Genomic DNA, 16,713 nt, shown 5'->3' on the forward strand with positions numbered 1-16,713 from the left:
CAACCGCCTGGTCGGCATCCTCCACGGATGCCTCAAAACCCACACCACCTACGACCAGGCAACCGCCTGGTCACACCACCACCACGACCTCGCCGCTTGACATCCAACCTCCAGGGATGTCTGACCCGCCCGACCGCGAAGCCGCTCAGGAGTCGAAGGCGGGGGACGCCGACAGCAGGACGGAGACGTCCGATCCGGCGGGCAGCTCGGCGGGCTCCTGGCCGCGCCGGAGCAGGCGCGCGGGCAGCGCGCCGCCGAGCTCCGCGCGGGATCCGGAGACGCGCAGCCAGGTGCCCTCGCGCAGCCCGAGCACCGGGACGTCGTTGCACTCCAGGAACTCGGTGAGGCGCTGCTCCCGCGTCTCGCCCATGTGCGTCCCGCCGGGCGCCGGGTCCAGGTAGTGCGGGTTGATCTGGAACGGCAGGAGACCGAGCGCGGCGAAGGACGGCGGCTCCACGATCGGCATGTCGTTGGTCGTCCGGAGCGTCGGGCACGCCATGTTCGTCCCGGCGCTCGCGCCCATGTAGCGCAGGCCGCCGCGGACGGCCCCGCCCAGCGCGTCCCGCAGGCCCGTCGCGTACAGCGCGCGGAGCAGCCGGAACGAGTTGCCGCCGCCGACGAACACCGCGTCCGCCCCGGTCAGCGCGCCGACCGGGTCGCCCGCCTCGTGGACGCCGCGCACCGTGATCCCGGACGGTTCGAGCGCCGCCCGGACGGTCGCGGTGTACGCGTCGTGGTCGTCCAGCGCGTACGGGACGAACACGAGCGTCCCGCCGGACGGCACGAAGCCCGTCACGACGCCGAGCGCGTGCTCCAGGTATCCGTGCCCGTGCTGGGTGGAGTTCGACAGCAGCAGCAGTTCCATGTGTCCCTCTCTGTGAATGCGAACCCTGTGAATCGGAGGGGCCGCCGGGTCAGCGGCGGCCGGTGAGGACGCGCTCGACCATCTCGGCCGCGTGCTGGAGGCGCGGCAGGCGGTCGAGCGGGCCGGGGAACCGGTCCTCGTGGCCGCCGAGGCTGAGGCTCCCGTACGGCTCGCCGTTCAGGTGGACGGGGACGGCGACGGTCGCGACGTGGGCGTCGTACTCGCCGACCGTGTAGGCGTACCCCTGCCGCCGGACGGCCCGGAAGCGCTCCTCGAGCGCGTCCAGGTCGGTGATCGTCCGGTCGGTGAAGCGGGCCATCGGACGGCTCCGGAACAGCCGCAGCCGCTCCGCCTCGGGGACGAACGCGTAGTACGCCTGGCTGGTCGCGCCCGCGTGCGCCGGGTACAGCTCGCCGACCAGGGGGTAGTAGCGCAGCGGCCCGGCCGGGCCGTCCACCGCCTCGACGCAGCGCATGTGGAACGCGTCCGGCACCGACAGGAGCGCGGTGACGCCGCTCTGCCCGCTGAGCTCGGCGAGGACCGGCCGGACGAGCACGGCGAGGGAGTTCGAGCGCTCCCAGATCCGGCCGAGGTGCAGGGCCGCGGGCCCGATCCGGTACCGGCGGGTGTCGGGGTCGGCGAGCAGGAAGCCGCGGTGCGCGAGCGTCGCGAGGATCCGCTGCGCCACCGACTTGTCCCAGCCGAACTGTTCCGCGACCTCCGTCACACCCCAGTCGGAGCGGGACCGGTCGAAGCCGAGCAGCACCAGCAGCGCCCGGTCGGCGGTCTGGAGCAGGCCGCGGGGGGTGGTGCGGTCGGCGGCGAACCCCGATCCGGCCATCCGGCCCTCCAAGTTGTGATTATCGGGAAAAGGTTGCTGAATAAGATAACACCAGGTCAACCTGGGCGAACCCCCCTCGAATCCCCCTGAAACACCCCACCGCCCGGCCGTGAACGACCCGACGACGCGTCCATCCCGGCCCAGGACACCCCCGGTGTCCCGACACACACGAGAGGACACCCCGCGATGCTCAAGCACGTCCTGGACGTGATCGACCGCCTGGACGACCCCAACGCCGACGGCAAGGCGCTCGCCGCCCTGCTCGACGAGGCCGCGGGTCCGGAGGGGGCGCGCGCCGAGGTGACCCGCGTCGCCGGAGACAAGGGCCACACCGACTTCGTGATCGTCCGCGTCCCCGGAACCCGCGGGAAGAGCGCGGGCGGCGACGCCCCCACGCTCGGTGTCGTCGGACGCCTCGGCGGCGTCGGCGCCCGGCCCGGCATCACCGGCTTCGTGTCGGACGGCGACGGCGCCGCCGCCGCGCTCGCCGCCGCCGTGAAGCTGCTGACCATGCGCGCCCGCGGCGACGCGCTGCCCGGCGACGTCGTGATCGCCACGCACGTCTGCCCCGACGCCCCGACCCAGCCGCACGACCCCGTCCCGTTCATGGACTCCCCGGTGGACATCGCCACCATGAACGACCACGAGGTCACGGCCGAGATGGACGCCGTCCTGTCGATCGACACCACCAAGGGCAACACGGTGATCAACCACCGCGGCCTGGCGCTGTCGCCGACCGTCCGGTCCGGCTACATCCTGCGGGTCGGCCCGGCGCTGGCCGACCTGCTCGCGATCGTCACCGGCGAGCCCGCCGTGACCTTCCCGATCACCACGCAGGACATCACGCCCTACGGCAACGGCGTCCACCACCTCAACTCGATCCTCCAGCCCGCCACCGCCACGGACGCCCCGGTCGTCGGCCTCGCGATCACGTCCGCCGCGGCCGTCCCCGGCTGCGCGACGGGCGCGAGCCACGAGACCGACATCGCCGCCGCCGCCCGGTTCGCCGTCGAGGTGGCCAAGGGCTTCGGCGCGGGCGCGCTGGCCTTCCACGACCCGGCCGACTACGCGGAGCTCGTCGCCCGCTACGGCTCGATGTCCCACCTCCAGACCCTCGGCGTCCGGCCGCACGCCGGCACCGACGGTGCCCCGACGTCCCCCGGGGGGCAGTGATGAAGATCGGTAACGACGACCACGCGCTGGGCCGCGTCCCGCGGAACGAGCGCTACGGGTTCGGCTCGATGCTCGTGCAGTGGCTGGCCCAGTCCGGGTCGCTGTCGCAGTTCGTGCTCGGCGCGACGCTCGGCCTCGGCATGACCTTCCGGGACGCCTTCTGGGCGTTCACCCTCGGCGCGGTGATCCTGGAGATCGTCATCTTCCTGATCGGCGCCGCCGGTCAGCGCGAGGGCATGTCCACCACCATGCTGACCCGCTTCGCCGGATTCGGGCGGAACGGGTCCGCGCTGGTCAGCCTCGTGATCTCGGTCAGCCTGGTCGGCTGGTTCGGGGTGCAGAACGGCATCTTCGGACGCTCCATGACCCGCCTGGTCGGCGGCCCGGCCTGGCTGTGGTGCGTCGTCGCGGGCGTCGTGCTCACCCTGCTGGTGATGTACGGATTCAAGATCATGATGTGGCTGGCCCGGATCGCCGTGCCGCTGTTCTTCGGCCTGGTCGCCTGGTCGGTGATCAGCGAACTGCACCAGCACTCGCTGTCGGAGCTGGTCAACGCCGCCCCGACGGGCGCGCACATCTCGATCCCGGCCGCCGCGACGATCATCGCGGGCGGGTACATGACCGGCGCGATCGTCGCGCCCGACATGACCCGGTACAACCGGAAGCCCTGGCACGTGCTGCTCCAGTCGTCCAGCTCGATGATCCTCAGTGAGTACGTCGTCGGCATGACCGGCGTGCTGCTCGGCCACGCCGCCGGGTCCAGCGACGTCACCAACATCGTGCTGTCCACGTCGGGCCTCGCGGGGCTGGTCATCGTCGTCCTCGCCACCCTGAAGATCAACGACTGGAACCTGTACGGGTCCTCGCTCGGCGTCGTGAACTTCTCCTCCACGGTGTTCGGCCGCCGCCTGCACCGCGGCGCCGTGACGATCGTGATCGGCGCGGCCGGGACGATCCTGTCCGCGCTCGGGTTCCTCGACCACTTCAAGGACTTCCTGACCGTCCTCGGCGTCGCGATCCCGCCGGTCGGCGGCATCATCGTCGCCGAGTACTGGATCGCGCGGCGGCAGCGCCCCGAACTGGACGCCACCCGCGCCGCCGGGACCATGCCCGCCCGCGTCGCCACCTGGATCCCCGGCTCGCTCGCCGTCTGGGTCGCCGCGTTCTGCGTCGGCAGGTTCGTGCACTGGGGCATCCCCGCGCTGAACTCGCTCGGCACCGCGCTGATCCTCTACGTCGTGCTCGCCTACGCCGGGCTGATCAGGCCCACCGGCCACACCGCCATGGAGGGCGTCACACCCGCCCCCGCCCCCGCCCCCGCCCGGACCGTCACGCCATGAGGAGGAGCGACGTGACCCAGACCAGCGCGGAGGACGAGGTCGTCGGCCTCTGCCGCGACCTCATCCGCATCGACACCTCCAACCCGACCAGCGACGAGCGGAAGGCCGCCGAGTACGTCGCCGCGCGGCTGTCGGACGCCGGGATCGAGCCGACCCTGCTGGAGTCGGCCCCCGGCCGCGCCAGCGTCGTCGCCCGCGTCCCCGGCGCCGACCCGTCGCGCGGCGCCCTGCTCCTGCACAGCCACCTGGACGTCGTCCCCGCCGACGCGTCCGAGTGGGCCGTCGACCCGTTCTCCGGCGAGATCATCGACGGCTACCTGTGGGGACGCGGCGCGATCGACATGAAGGACACCGTCGCCGTCCACCTCGCGATGGCGCGCGAGTACGGCCGGACGGGCCGCCGCCCCGCCCGCGACCTGGTGTTCGCGTTCCTCGCCGACGAGGAGGCGGGCGGCACCCACGGCAGCAAGTGGATCACCGAGGAGCACCGCGACCTGTTCGACGGCGTGACCGAGGCGATCGGCGAGGGCGGCGGGTTCTCCTACCCGCTGGACGGCACCCGCCGCCTCTACCCGATCGAGAACGCCCAGCGCGGCCAGGCGTGGCTGCGCCTCACCGCGCGCGGACGCGCCGGGCACGGCTCCTCGCCGAACGACGAGAACGCCGTCACCGCCCTCGCCGACACGCTCTCCCGCATCGGCCACCACCGCTTCCCGATCCACCTGGTCGACTCGGTGCGCGGCCTGCTGGAGACGGTCGCGGACCTGCGCGGCGTCGCGTTCGACGCGTCCGACGTGGAGGGGAGCCTCGACCGGCTCGGCCCGGACGTCCGCGACCTGGTCGAGGTCGTCCTCCGGAACTCGGCGAACCCGACGATGATGGAGGCCGGCTACCAGATCAACGTCATCCCGGGCCGCGCGTCCGCCGGGATCGACGGGCGCTTCCTGCCCGGCCGGGAGGACGCCTTCCTCGCCGAGCTCGACACGCTCCTCGACCCGGCGGTCTCCCGCGAGTTCGTGCACCGCGACATCGCCATGGAGACCCCGTACGACGGGCGGCTCGTCACCGCGATGGAGGACGCCCTGCGCGCCGAGGACCCGGACGGCCATCCCGCGTCCTACTGCAACCCCGGCGGCACCGACGCCAAGGCGTTCTCGCGCCTCGGCATCCGCTGCTTCGGGTTCAAGGGCCTGCGCATGCCGCACGACCTCGACTACGCCCGCCTCTTCCACGGCGTGGACGAGCGCGTGCCGGTGGACGGTCTCGCCTTCGGCGTCCGCGTCCACCGCCGCCTGCTCGCCACCTGCTGAAACAGGCCGCGCGGGCGGCCCCGGCGAAAGTCCACCATCAGCCGGGGCCGTCCGCGCACCCCTCCGGCGGTGCCGCCGCCGTCCTCGCCCGGACGGCCGCGGCCCCACCGCACGAGGACACACGAGGACACACGAGGGCGCCACGGCGGGACGCCCCGCCCGCCCCGCTCAGCTCGCGGCGGCGGCCTCGGCCCCGACGACGGCCTCCTCGTACCGGCGGACGACCAGCTCGGCGACCTCGGGGGCGTCGCCGAGGGCGGGGGAGACCGCCGCGGCACCCGCCGCGAGGGCCTCGTCCCGCACCTTGTCGGAGAAGAACCCGGGCGCGAGGAAGTAGGACGCCACGACGACGCGCGGCACGCCCGCGTCCCGCAGCGCCGCGACCGCCTCACCCGGTGACGGACGCGTCGCCGACGCGTAGGCGGGCACGACGCCGCGCCAGCCCCGCGTCCGCCATACCCGCGCGAGCCCCGCGATCGTCGCGTTCGCGGCCGCGTCGCTCGACCCCGCCGCCGCCAGCACGACGGCCGTGTCCGGATCACCGGCCTCCACGCCCGCCTCCGCCAGCCGCCGCTCCAGTGCGGCGGTCAGCAGCGGATGCGGGCCGAGCGTCCCGGCCGTCCGCAGGACGAGCCGCGCGTCGGCGCCCCGCAGCACCGCCGGGATGTCGCACTTGGAGTGGTAGGCGGCCGTCAGCAGCAGCGGCAGCACCACCGCCGACGTCCCGCCCGCGGCGGCGATCCCGTCCAGCACCGGGACGGGCGCCGGCGGGCAGTGGTCCAGGAAGGACGTGTGCACGGGGACGTCCGGGCGCAGCGCGCGCACGGCGTCCACGAGCCGCGCGACGGTCGCGGCGGCGCGCGGGTCCCGCGACCCGTGCGCCACCGCGACCAGCGGAACCCCGCCCCGTCGACCGCCCGCCCGCAGGGGGATCACAGGTGGATTCCGCATTCGGTCTTGCCCGTTCCGGCCCAGCGTCCGCTGCGCGGGTCCTCGCCCGGCGCGACCGGCCGGGTGCAGGGCTCGCAGCCGATCGACGGGTACCCGTCGTGGTGCAGCGGGTTCACCAGGATCCCGTTGTCCTCGACGTAGTTGTCCATCTCCTCCTGCGTCCAGTCGAGGATCGGGTTGACCTTGACCATGCCGCGCCGCCGGTCCCACTCCACGACGCGGCGGTCGCGGCGCGCGGCCGTCTCGTCCCGGCGGATGCCGCTGAACCAGGCCATGTAGCCCTCCAGCGCGCGGCCGAGCGGCTCGACCTTGCGCAGGTGGCAGCAGAGATCCGGGTTGCGGCCGTACAGGCGCGGCCCGAGCGCCGCCTCCTGCTCCTCCACCGTCCGGGACGGCCGGACGTCGATCACGTTCACCGGGTACACGGCCTCCACCGCGTCCCGGGTGCCGACGGTCTCGGCGAAGTGGTAGCCGGTGTCCACGAACAGCACGTCGATCCCGGGCTTCACCCGGGACACCAGGTGGATCAGGGCGGCGTCCGACATCGACGAGGTCAGGCAGATCCGGTCGCCGAACGTCGCGGCGGCCCAGCGGATGACCTCCCGCGCGGGCGCGCCGGCGAGCGCGGCGGCCGCCGACTCGACGATGTCCTCCAGGTCCAGGGCCGGCCTGTCGGTCTCCAGCAGCGTCACGACGACGACTCCTCGCTCTGCGGCCGGACGACTCCGGCCGCGTGCTCCCGCCGGACCTCTCCAGCCGCGTGCTCCCGCCGGACCTCTCCGGCCGCGTGCTCCCGCCGGACCTCTCCGGCCTCCTGAGGCACTCCGACCCCGAGGAACGTCAGCTTGAAGGACCGGACGCAGTCCTGGCAGTACCACGCCCCCTCCCCGGCGCGCGGCACGAGCCGCTCCTCGCCGCAGTACGGGCAGTGGAAGGGGGCGGCCCGCCCGCTCACTTCAGGTCCGCCTCGTCGGCGCGCCCGACCCACTCGGCGAAGGTCTCGCCCGCGGCCCGCTGCGCGTCGTAGTTCCGGACGACCCGCTCGACGTAGTCGGTCAGGCCCGCCGACGTCGTCTTCAGCCCGCGCACCTTCTTGCCGAACGACCGGCCGAGCGCGCCGCCGAGGTGGATCTGGAAGCCCTCCACCTGGTCGCCGTTCTCGTCCACGACCAGCTGGCCCTTGAGGCCGATGTCGGCGACCTGGATCCGCGCGCACGCGTTCGGGCACCCGTTGACGTTGATCGTGAGCGGCTGCTCGAAGTCCGGGAGCCGCTTCTCCAGCTCGTCGACGAGGTCCATGGCGCGCTGCTTGGTCTCGACGATCGCGAGCTTGCAGTACTCGATGCCGGTGCAGGCCATCGTCTGCCGCCGGAACGTGGACGGCCGGACCTGGAGGTCGTGCTCGGCGAGGGCGTCCGCGAGCGCCTCGGTGTTCTCCTCCGGGACGTCCAGGATGACCATCTTCTGCTCGGCCGTCGTCCGGACCCGCCCGGACCCGTACCGCTCGGCGAGGTCGGCGATCACGCCGAGCAGCTCGCCGTTGACACGGCCCACACGCGGCGCGAACCCGACGTAGTAGTCGCCGTCCCGCTGCGGGTGGATCCCGACGTGGTCGCGGCGGGGGAGCGGGGCGGCGGGCTCGGGGCCGTCCGGGAGCGCGTACCCGAGGTACTCGTCCTGGAGCACCTCGCGGAACCGCTCCGCGCCCCAGTCGGCCATGAGGAACTTCAGCCGCGCGCGGTGCCGGAGCCGCCGGTAGCCGTAGTCCCGGAAGATCGAGATGACGCCCTTCCAGACCTCGTGCGCCTGCTCCGGCCGGACGAACACGCCGAGGCTCCGCGCGAACATCGGGTTCGTGGACAGGCCGCCCCCGACGAACACCTGGTAGCCGGCCTCGCCGTCCGCGTTCACGACGCCGACGAACGCCACGTCGTTGATCTCGTGGACGGTGCAGTGCGCCGTGCAGCCCGAGAACGCCGACTTGAACTTGCGCGGCAGGTTGGAGAACTCCTGCGAGCCGATGTACCGGTCGTGCACCTCGCGGAGCTGCGGGGTCGCGTCGAGCACCTCGTCCGCCGCGATCCCGGCCAGCGGGCAGCCGATGATCACGCGCGGGGTGTCGCCGCAGGCCTCGGTGGTGTGCAGGCCGACCGCCTCGAGGGCCTCCCAGATCGCGGGGACGTCCTCGATCCGGATCCAGTGGTACTGGATGTTCTGCCGGTCGGTGATGTCGGCGGTGCCGCGCGCGTACCGGGTCGCGATGTCGGCGACCGTGCGCAGCTGCGGCCCGTCGAGCCGTCCGCCGTCGATGCGGACGCGCATCATGAAGTAGCGGTCGTCGAGCTCCTCGTCGGGCAGCGCCCCGGTCCTGCCGCCGTCGATGCCCGGCTTCCGCTGGGTGTACAGCCCGTACCAGCGGAAGCGTCCGCGCAGGTCGGCCGGGTCGATGGAGTCGAATCCGGCCTTGGAGTAGATCTCGATGATGCGGTCACGGACGTTCAGCCCGTCGTCGTTCTTCTTGTTCTCCTCGTTCTTGTTGAGGGGCTCGTGGTAGCCGAGGGCCCACTGGCCCTCACCCCGCTGGCGTCTGGTGGTGGTCGCTGATGGCACGGCAGATGGCACGGCGCGTCCTTGGTGAGGCAAGGGGACGCGGACGCACCGGCGGTCATGGTGAACGGCCGGCTCGGCGCTGAGCGCGGGGCGGTCCCGCGCTGCGCGCGAGGTCGGTTCGGGGTGACGCCGATGCGCCACGCGCCCGCGTTCGGCGGATCGTCTAGTGCGGAGAAGGCACGGATCGACGACGACAGGGGCGTGGTCTGGGCGTCACCGACAGATGGCGCTGCTGACCCGGTGAAAGTCCACGTGCCGGCGCATCACCAGCAGCGGGTCCACAGCAGACATGCCTGAACTGTGACACGCGCCGGAGCGGCCTGTCCAGTTCCGTCCGGCATGCGGACGGGTGACATCGTTCATTCCGGATATATGTCGATCAAGGGCCGGATGGCGTCCGGCACCGTCGAATCGTGGGCGCGACGCGCCCGGCGGATCACAGAAATGGGTGGGGCGGGGATGTTCCGGGCGGGTGACGCTCTACGGTGGAGGACGGTGAGCGGCGGGCGCCCGGGCAGGGGCGGCACCGCCCCGGACGTGAGCACCACCGGCCCGGACATGAGTACCACCAGCACGGACGTGAGTAGCGAGACGCTGGACGGTGCCGTCGGGCGTCCGGTGGAATCGGACGAACGTTCGGGTGAACATCCGGGCGGCATGGGCGGATCGTCGGAGGGAACGGGCCAGACAGTGTCCGAATTCGAGTCGGTGCCGGCGTCCGTTCCGCGCCAGCGCACGGGAAGCGAGACGGCGGGCGTCCCGTCGTCCACGACCTCCACGCCGCCGCCGGCGCGGCGGGCGCGGAGGGTGCGGCGGGCGGGGGCGGAGTGGCCGGGATCGGCCCTGCGGACGGCCCTGCGCACGGCCTGGGAGCTCGTCCGCGGCACGGTCGTGACCGCGTTCCGGTACCGGGTGACCGGCCTGGCGGCCGAGGCGGCGTTCTTCGCGCTGCTGTCGCTGCCGCCGCTGGTGATCGGGCTGGTCGGCATGATGGGCCACATGAAGGGCCTGCTCGGGGCCGAGACCATCGGTGAGATCCGCACCTGGACGATCCACCGCGCCGAGAACGTCCTCACCGGGCCCGCGGTGAAGGGCCTGGTCGTCCCGCTCATCGACGACGTGATCCGCGGCGGCCGCCCGGACGTGGTGTCGGTCAGCTTCCTGATCTCGCTGTGGGCCGGGTCCCGCGCCACCAACGTCTACGTGGACACCATCACCATCACCTACGGGCTGTCCGGGGTGCGCGGCGTGATCCGGACCCGGCTGCGCGCGTTCTTCCTGTACCTGCTCGGCGTGGTGCTGCTGTCGGTGGTGATCCCGCTGCTGGTCGCCGGGCCCGCGCTCGCCCGGCAGGCCGTCCCGCGCAGCTCCGGCTTCGTGGAGATCTTCTACTGGCCGGTCGTGACCTCCGTGTCGGTGGTCTTCCTGGCCCTGCTGTACCACCACAGCATCCCCGTCCGGACGGCGTGGTGGCGCGAGCTGCCGGGCGCGGTCACCGCGCTGATGATCTGGATCGCCGGCAGCTTCCTGCTCCGCTTCTACCTGGCCGGGTCGCTGCGCGGCATCTCGGTGTACGGGTCGCTGGCGGCGTCCATCGCGGTGCTCGGCTGGCTGTACGTCGCCGCCCTCGCCGTCCTGCTGGGCGCGGCCCTCAACAGCGAGATCGACCGCCGCTGGCCGAGCGCCGGGACCCTCCAGGCCCGCAACCGCGCCGCCGACGCGTCCGAGACCCCGTAGCCCCCAGGACGGGTGCGGCGGGGCGGGCATGGCGGGGCGGGCGCTCTTTCGGACCGGAGGGTAAAGAAAGCCCAGCAGTGGGCAGGGAAACCGTCAAGTATGTCGTAACCTCGCCAGGTATGGCCCCCAGTGAGCAGGCCGGGCGGTTGCGCACCGTCACCGGACCCATCGACGTCTCCTCCGTCACCGGACCGGTGCTCGCGCACGAGCACCTCCAGCTGGACCTGCGGTGGCCCACGCGCCCCGCCCAGCTGGACTCCGACCCCCGGCGCTGGCTGGACGAGGAGAAGACCGTCACCGCCGAGCTGGCCGGGATGCGCGCCGACCACGGCGTCGGCCTCGTCGTCGACCTCACCTGCTCGGGCATCGGCCGGAACGCCGCCGCGCTGTCGCGGATCGCGGCCGGGTCCCGGGTCGCGGTGATCGCCGCCACCGGGGTGTTCGCGGGCCCGTTCCACCCGTCCTTCGTGGACGAGTGCGACGAGGGGCGGCTGGCCGAGCGGCTGCTCGCCGAGATCGGCTTCGGCCTGGACGGCACCAGCGCGCTACCCGGCGTGATCGGCGAGGTCGGCACCTGGGGCGAGGTCGCCACGGAGACCGAGGAGCGGTGCCTGCGGGCCGCCGCCCGCGCCGCCGAGTACTCCGGCCTGTCGGTCGCCGCGCACGGCCGTCCCGGCCTGGCGCTGCTGGAGGTCCTGACGTCCGCGGGGCTGGCCCCGTCGCGCGTCGCCGTCACCCGGCAGGACCTCGGCGACGACCCCGCCGCGCACCGCAAGATCGCCGAGAGCGGCGCGTACGTCTCCTTCAGCCTGCTGCCCGCCGACCCGGACGCGCCCGCCGCGTCCCTGGAGACGCGGATCCGGCCCGTCCTGGACCTGCTGGACGCCGGGCACGCCGACCGCGTCATGCTCGGCTCGGGCGTCGTCCGGATGACCCAGGTCACCCGCTACGACGGCCCCGGGTACGGGCACCTGTTCAGCGAGGTCGTCCCGGCTCTGAGGGCCGCCGGGGCCGACGACGCGACCCTGGACCTGATCCTGCACGCCAACCCCCTCGCCTGGCTCACCGCGTCGCACTGACACCCCTTCCCCAGGGGTGTTCCGGCTGGTGGGAGGGTGCGCCGCGTCCCGCCGGGGGCTCCCGAACTAAGCTTGAGTCACGCCGTGAGCTTCCTGGGGGAGGCCGTCATGTCACCCGTGAGGTTGCCGTTCGCGGACCGGCGTCAGGCCGGGCGGATGCTCGCCGAACGGCTCGAGCCGCTGGAGCTGCGGGACCCGCTGGTGCTCGCGCTGCCGCGCGGCGGGGTCCCGGTCGGGTACGAGGTCGCGCGGCGGCTCGGCGGGACCCTGGACGTCCTGGTGACGCGCAAGATCGGGTACCCGCCGCAGCCGGAGCTCGGTGTGGGCGCGATCGCCGAGGGCGGGGAACCGGCCCTGGACGCGGGCCTGCTGGACCGCCTGAGCCTGGACGAGGGGGACCTCGCCGCCACCGTCGCCGCCGAGCGCGCCGAGCTGGAGCGCCGTGTCCGCGCCTACCGGGGGGACCGTCCGCTGCCGGACCCGGCGGGCCGGACGGTCGTCGTGGTCGACGACGGGCTCGCCACGGGCGGGACGGCGCGGGCGGCGCTGGCGGCCCTCCGGCCCCGCAGACCCGAGCGGCTGGTGCTGGCGGTCCCGGTCGGCGCGGCCTCCACGGTGCGGGACATGGGCGACGACGCGGACGCCGTCGTGGTCCTCGCCGCACCCCGGATCTTCCGCGCAGTGGGCGAGTGGTATGTGGATTTCGAACAGGTGGGGGACACCGATGTCGTCCTGTTGCTGGAACGCGCCGGAACCACCCGCTGGTAGCGCCGAGTGGATCATGGACATGGCCCGGCGGTACTAGTCCGAAAATGGTCCTGTGCGTTTTCTGAATTCCCTGCCCGACGCCGTTCCGGTGCGGTATCGGGAATAAATATCCCCGAACACGCCAACGGCCCCGCCGGAGCGGGGCCGTAACGTTTTTCAGGTGGCGTGCCGGGGGCTTGCCGTCAGCGACCTTCGTGAGGAAGGGGCAAGGGTTGCGGCTTGCTAGGCGGCGTTGGCGCGGCGCATGCGACGGCGGCGCTCGGAAGCGCGCTCGTCCTCGTTGAGACCGCCCCAGGTGCCGTACTTCTCCGGCCGGGAGACGGCGTAGTCGAGACACTCGCCGCGGACCGGGCAGCCCATGCAGATCTGCTTGGCCTTACGCTCACGGATCTCGCGTTCGGGCTGACGCTCGCCGTCGGGGCCGAAGAAGAGCACGAGGTCTTCCCCCCGGCACGCCGCGGCGTCCTGCCAGCCCCACGAGGGACGAGGGAGGTTTGCCTGCCGACGTACCTGAGCCATGGAACACCCACCTTGGTTGATTTTACTGAGCAATTTCGGACATGGACGCTCGACGTGCTTCAGTCGCGAGCGTCCGAAGCGCCGAATGGTCCAACGTCTGGAGTTGCCGCTCTTGTTCCCCGCCCGGTTGACCGGGTCCGTGGGGACGAGACGACGGGAGACCCTCGAAATAATGGGGCCTCGGTGAGATTACACGAGGGCCGCCTCGTTGAGAAGGGTGAGGTCGGTAACAAGGTGGGTCTGGAGCTTCTCTTGGCACTCCGGACCGCATCCTCCGGACTCTTCGGCGCGTTCCACGACCACTCGGTAACGGCGCCCTCCGGCGGACACCACGGCCTCATACGGAGAAGATCCGGAGAGTGTTTCGACGATCACTCCGGACACGTCGAGAACGCCCGTCCGGACCCGGACGGCGTGCTCGGCGGCCTGGGCCGCCTCGGGCAGTCCGGCGCGTCCGCGGAAGCGGTCGAGGGCCACCCGGCCGTCCAGGTAGGCGGAGACGGCGGCCTCCGCGTCGTCCGGGCCGAGGGCGCCGTAGTAGAGGCCGTGCGGCAGGCACACGAGGTTCGCCGCGAAGCGGTCGCCGCCGACGTGGGTGGTCTCCCAGACCAGGTCGCCGAACCGGGACGCGAGGCGCCGGGCGAGCGGCGCGCCCGTCCGGGCGCAGCAGGCGTTCCGGCGGCCGTGCGTGCAGACGAGGAGCACGGGCTCGTCCACCGGGTCGCCCCAGCCGGGCGCTGTCCCGGCGGCGACGGACGCGAGGTCGAGGGAGGCGAGCCCGGCGTGGTCGTCCAGCTCGCGCGTCTCCAGCCACACGTCCGTGCCGTGGGACCAGCCGACGTAGACCCGCAACGGGGGAGTGGGCCTGCGGCCCCGCCCGGCCCGCCGGATGAGCTGCGGCCGGACCCCGGCCGCCGGCGCGCTCCGGACGGCCTCGGCGAGCGCCGGGGGCCCCGTGACCTGCTCGACACGCTCAGGCCAGGGACCGGGATGCTCGATCAGGAGCCAGGCCCGCGCCTTGGTCGTCGCGCTCGCCAGACACGACCGCTCCCCGGTGTGACTCCCCGGACAGTGCTCGCAACCACCCTGGCGCGTCACGCGGCCTCCCGTCACCCTGAGTGCTGATTAGGTTAGGTTAACCTCACACTCAGTCGCCGCGCCACGGCAGGTGACCCACGTCATACCCCGCACTCACGTCACCGTGGCCCCGCCGGTTCGTCAGCCCGTCCTGTCAGGCGGCGGGGGCGGTGCCCGTCGCCCCGGGCGGCAGGACGGCCTGGGCAGCGGCGAGGGCGGCGGCCCGGTCGGCCGGGACCAGCCCGATGCGGGTGCGCCGGTCGAGGAGGTCCGACACGTCGAGCGCGCCCTCGTGGCGGACGGCCCAGGCGAGCTCCGCGCGCAGGACGGGCAGGCCGGGGACGACCGGTTCCAGGAGCGAGGCGTCCTCACGGGCCAGGGCGGCGAGCAGCGGGGCCTCGGCGCCGTAGCGCTGGACCAGGCGGCGCGGGCCGTCGAGGCGGGTGAGGACGTCCGGCGCCGCGGCGCCCGCCAGCGGGATCCGGGACGTCCGGGACGGCCCGGCGGTCACGCGTCCCGTGGCGAGGACGGCGTCGACGGCGTCCTCGGCCATGCGGCGGTAGGTGGTGAGCTTGCCGCCGACGATCGTGACGACGCCGTCCGGCGAGGTCAGGACGGCGTGCCGCCGGGAGATGTCGGCGGTCGCGCCGTGCGCGTCGTCCAGCAGCGGGCGCAGCCCGGCGAACGCCCCGAGGACGTCGCTCCGGCGGACGGGCAGGTCGAGCGCGGAGTCCAGGATGTCCAGGAGGAAGCCGATCTCGGCGGGCGTCGGCTCCGGGACGTCCGGGATCGGGCCGTCGGCGGGCTCGTCGGTCAGGCCCACGTAGACACGGCCGTCGCCCTGCGGGATCACCAGGACGAACCGGTTCGAGGCGCCCGGGATCGGGATGTGCAGCCCGGCGCCGAGGCCGCCGAGGGACTCGGCGCGGACGACCAGGTGCGTCCCGCGCGAGGGGCGCAGCCGGACGCCGTCCACGAGACCGCCCGCCCACACGCCGGTCGCGTTGACCACGGTGCGGGCGCGGACGGTGAGCTCGCGCCCGGTCAGCTCGTCCCGGACCTGCGCGCCCGAGCCGTCCAGGCGCAGCGCGCGGACGCGGGTGAGGATCCGGGCGCCGTGCGCGGCGGCGGTGCGGGCGATGGCGGTGACCAGGCGCGCGTCGTCGGCGAGCTGGCCGTCCCAGGACAGGAGGCCGCCGCGCAGCCCGAGCGGGCGCAGCGCGGGCGCGAGGCGCAGCGTCTCCACCGGCGACAGGCGGCGCGGGCCCGGCAGGAGCGCGCGCGGGGTGCGGGCGCCGAGGCGGAGGGCGTCACCGGCGTGGAAGCCCGTGCGCACGATCGCGGCCTGCTTGCGGGAGACGAGCGGGGTCAGCGGCATCACGAACGGCGTCACGCGCACGAGGTGCGGCGCGGTGCGCGCCATCAGGACGCCGCGCTCGACGGCGCTCTCGTGCGCGACGTCCACCTGCCCGGACGCCAGGTAGCGCAGCCCTCCGTGGATGAGCTTGGAGCTCCACCGGGACGTCCCGAACGCCAGGTCGTGGGCGTCGATCGCGGCGACGGTGAGCCCGCGCGACGCGGCGTCCAGGGCGACGCCGGCGCCGGTCGCGCCGAGGCCGACGACCAGCACGTCGACGACCTCGCCGGGCAGCGCGTCCAGCTCGCGGGCGCGGCGCGCGGCGTTGAGGGACGACCGGACGGGGGCCGGGGCACCGGCGTGGAACGAGGCGCCGACGGGGAGCGAGGCGCTGACAGGGGTCATGGCGCGAGGGTCCTCTCCAGGATGATGCGAAGCTCGGTGTCGAACGCCTCGGGGGTGAGCGCCGGGTCGGACGGGTCGCAGACCGTCCGGCCGGACAGCGCGAAGGACTGGACGACCAGCAGCAGCGCCCGCGCCTGCCGGGCGGTGTCGCCCGCGCGGATCGAGCCGTCGGCGTGCCCGGCGGCCAGCGCCTCCTCGAAGATCTCGATGAAGGCGTCCTGGCTCGCGCCCATCCGGTCGAGCAGGTACGGCAGCAGCAGTTCGGGGTCGACGTCGAGGATCTTGCGCATCAGCGGGTGCTCCCGGAACTGCGCGACCCCGCTGACCAGGCCGTCCACCAGCAGCTCCCGGACGGGCCCGTCGCCGTCGCGCGCCTCGGCCCCGGAGACCGGGCGGCCGTCGGCGGGCCGCCGGGGGCGGACGGCGTCGCCGACGGCGGTCCACTCGCGGGTCATGAGGTCGGCGACGATCGTGCGCACGTCCGGCCAGCGGCGGTACAGCGTCATGCGGGACACCCCGGCGCGGCGGGCGATGTCGGTGAGCGTGGTGCGGCGCACGCCGACGGCGAGGACGCAGTCGCGCGCGGCGTCCAGCACCGCCTGCTCGTCCATCTTGTTGTGACGAATCGACGTCATGTGTCACAGTGTAAGGCAGTAAGCACGTGTTGAGCCACTTGGAGGC

16 protein-coding genes are annotated in these 16,713 nt (G+C 73.5%); 6 read left to right on the top strand and 10 right to left on the bottom strand.

Translation table 11 applies throughout. The annotated features are described in order from the left end of the window. Positions 1-145: 145 nt before the first annotated feature. Positions 146-865, bottom strand: a complete 720-nt coding sequence (gene pepE, locus EBO15_RS21665) for a dipeptidase PepE (RefSeq protein WP_122196256.1) — start codon at positions 863-865, stop codon at positions 146-148. 49 nt (positions 866-914) lie between these two features. Further along, positions 915-1,706, bottom strand: coding sequence for an IclR family transcriptional regulator (locus EBO15_RS21670; protein WP_122196257.1), 792 nt, complete (start codon positions 1,704-1,706; stop codon positions 915-917). 186 nt (positions 1,707-1,892) lie between these two features. Here EBO15_RS21670 and EBO15_RS21675 point away from each other — a divergent pair, with 186 nt between their 5' ends. The 3 genes from EBO15_RS21675 to EBO15_RS21685 are packed head-to-tail and all read left to right on the top strand — an operon-like array spanning position 1,893 to position 5,529. Then, positions 1,893-2,879 (top strand): DUF1177 domain-containing protein, encoded by a 987-nt coding sequence (locus tag EBO15_RS21675; protein ID WP_122196258.1) that lies wholly within the window; start codon positions 1,893-1,895, stop codon positions 2,877-2,879. Continuing rightward, positions 2,879-4,219 carry a cytosine permease gene (locus EBO15_RS21680; protein WP_122196259.1) on the top strand — a complete coding sequence of 447 codons (1,341 nt, stop codon included), beginning with the start codon at positions 2,879-2,881 and terminating at the stop codon, positions 4,217-4,219. Before EBO15_RS21675 ends, EBO15_RS21680 begins: the two co-directional genes overlap by 1 nt. Further along, the gene (locus tag EBO15_RS21685; protein WP_122196260.1) at positions 4,216-5,529 is read left to right on the top strand and encodes a M20/M25/M40 family metallo-hydrolase; all 1,314 of its coding nucleotides are present in this window, start codon (positions 4,216-4,218) and stop codon (positions 5,527-5,529) included. The genes EBO15_RS21680 and EBO15_RS21685 overlap by 4 nt, the downstream gene beginning before the upstream one ends. Positions 5,530-5,697: 168 nt before the next feature. On the opposite strand, the gene EBO15_RS21690 is transcribed toward EBO15_RS21685, so the two are convergent. The 4 genes from EBO15_RS21690 to EBO15_RS21705 are packed head-to-tail and all read right to left on the bottom strand — an operon-like array spanning position 5,698 to position 9,102. Then, entirely contained in the window at positions 5,698-6,462 is a 765-nt protein-coding gene (locus tag EBO15_RS21690; protein ID WP_378239424.1) for a sirohydrochlorin chelatase, read from the bottom strand. Next, positions 6,462-7,172: a phosphoadenylyl-sulfate reductase gene (locus tag EBO15_RS21695; RefSeq protein WP_122196262.1), complete on the bottom strand. Its 711-nt coding sequence runs from the start codon at positions 7,170-7,172 to the stop codon at positions 6,462-6,464. The genes EBO15_RS21690 and EBO15_RS21695 overlap by 1 nt, the downstream gene beginning before the upstream one ends. Beyond that, positions 7,169-7,435 (bottom strand): hypothetical protein, encoded by a 267-nt coding sequence (locus EBO15_RS46180; protein WP_233616348.1) that lies wholly within the window; start codon positions 7,433-7,435, stop codon positions 7,169-7,171. The genes EBO15_RS21695 and EBO15_RS46180 overlap by 4 nt, the downstream gene beginning before the upstream one ends. Beyond that, a complete protein-coding gene (locus tag EBO15_RS21705; RefSeq protein WP_378239351.1) occupies positions 7,432-9,102 on the bottom strand; it encodes a nitrite/sulfite reductase in 1,671 nt (556 codons plus the stop codon). Before EBO15_RS21705 ends, EBO15_RS46180 begins: the two co-directional genes overlap by 4 nt. Before the next feature lie 678 nt (positions 9,103-9,780). On the opposite strand from EBO15_RS21705, the gene EBO15_RS21710 reads away from it, so the two are divergent. From EBO15_RS21710 to EBO15_RS21720, 3 genes are all read left to right on the top strand, one after another. Beyond that, positions 9,781-10,827 (top strand): YihY/virulence factor BrkB family protein, encoded by a 1,047-nt coding sequence (locus EBO15_RS21710; protein WP_233616349.1) that lies wholly within the window; start codon positions 9,781-9,783, stop codon positions 10,825-10,827. A 119-nt stretch (positions 10,828-10,946) separates the two neighbouring features. Continuing rightward, on the top strand, positions 10,947-11,906 hold the full coding sequence (locus EBO15_RS21715; protein WP_122196264.1) for a phosphotriesterase family protein: 960 nt from the start codon (positions 10,947-10,949) through the stop codon (positions 11,904-11,906). Between the two features lie 108 nt (positions 11,907-12,014). Continuing rightward, positions 12,015-12,674 (top strand): phosphoribosyltransferase, encoded by a 660-nt coding sequence (locus EBO15_RS21720; RefSeq protein ID WP_122196265.1) that lies wholly within the window; start codon positions 12,015-12,017, stop codon positions 12,672-12,674. A gap of 222 nt (positions 12,675-12,896) precedes the next feature. On the opposite strand, the gene EBO15_RS21725 is transcribed toward EBO15_RS21720, so the two are convergent. From EBO15_RS21725 to EBO15_RS21740, 4 genes are all read right to left on the bottom strand, one after another. Further along, the gene (locus tag EBO15_RS21725) at positions 12,897-13,193 is read right to left on the bottom strand and encodes a WhiB family transcriptional regulator (protein WP_084337764.1); all 297 of its coding nucleotides are present in this window, start codon (positions 13,191-13,193) and stop codon (positions 12,897-12,899) included. Between the two features lie 189 nt (positions 13,194-13,382). Next, the gene (locus EBO15_RS21730) at positions 13,383-14,291 is read right to left on the bottom strand and encodes a sucrase ferredoxin (RefSeq protein WP_122196266.1); all 909 of its coding nucleotides are present in this window, start codon (positions 14,289-14,291) and stop codon (positions 13,383-13,385) included. A gap of 133 nt (positions 14,292-14,424) precedes the next feature. Continuing rightward, entirely contained in the window at positions 14,425-16,032 is a 1,608-nt protein-coding gene (locus EBO15_RS21735) for a glycerol-3-phosphate dehydrogenase/oxidase (protein ID WP_122196267.1), read from the bottom strand. Continuing rightward, on the bottom strand, positions 16,029-16,667 hold the full coding sequence (locus EBO15_RS21740; RefSeq protein WP_122196268.1) for a TetR/AcrR family transcriptional regulator: 639 nt from the start codon (positions 16,665-16,667) through the stop codon (positions 16,029-16,031). Before EBO15_RS21740 ends, EBO15_RS21735 begins: the two co-directional genes overlap by 4 nt. Between the last annotated feature and the right edge of the window lie 46 nt (positions 16,668-16,713).

This window comes from Actinomadura harenae, assembly GCF_003696215.1.
Taxonomy (GTDB): Bacteria; Actinomycetota; Actinomycetes; order Streptosporangiales; family Streptosporangiaceae; genus Spirillospora; species Spirillospora harenae.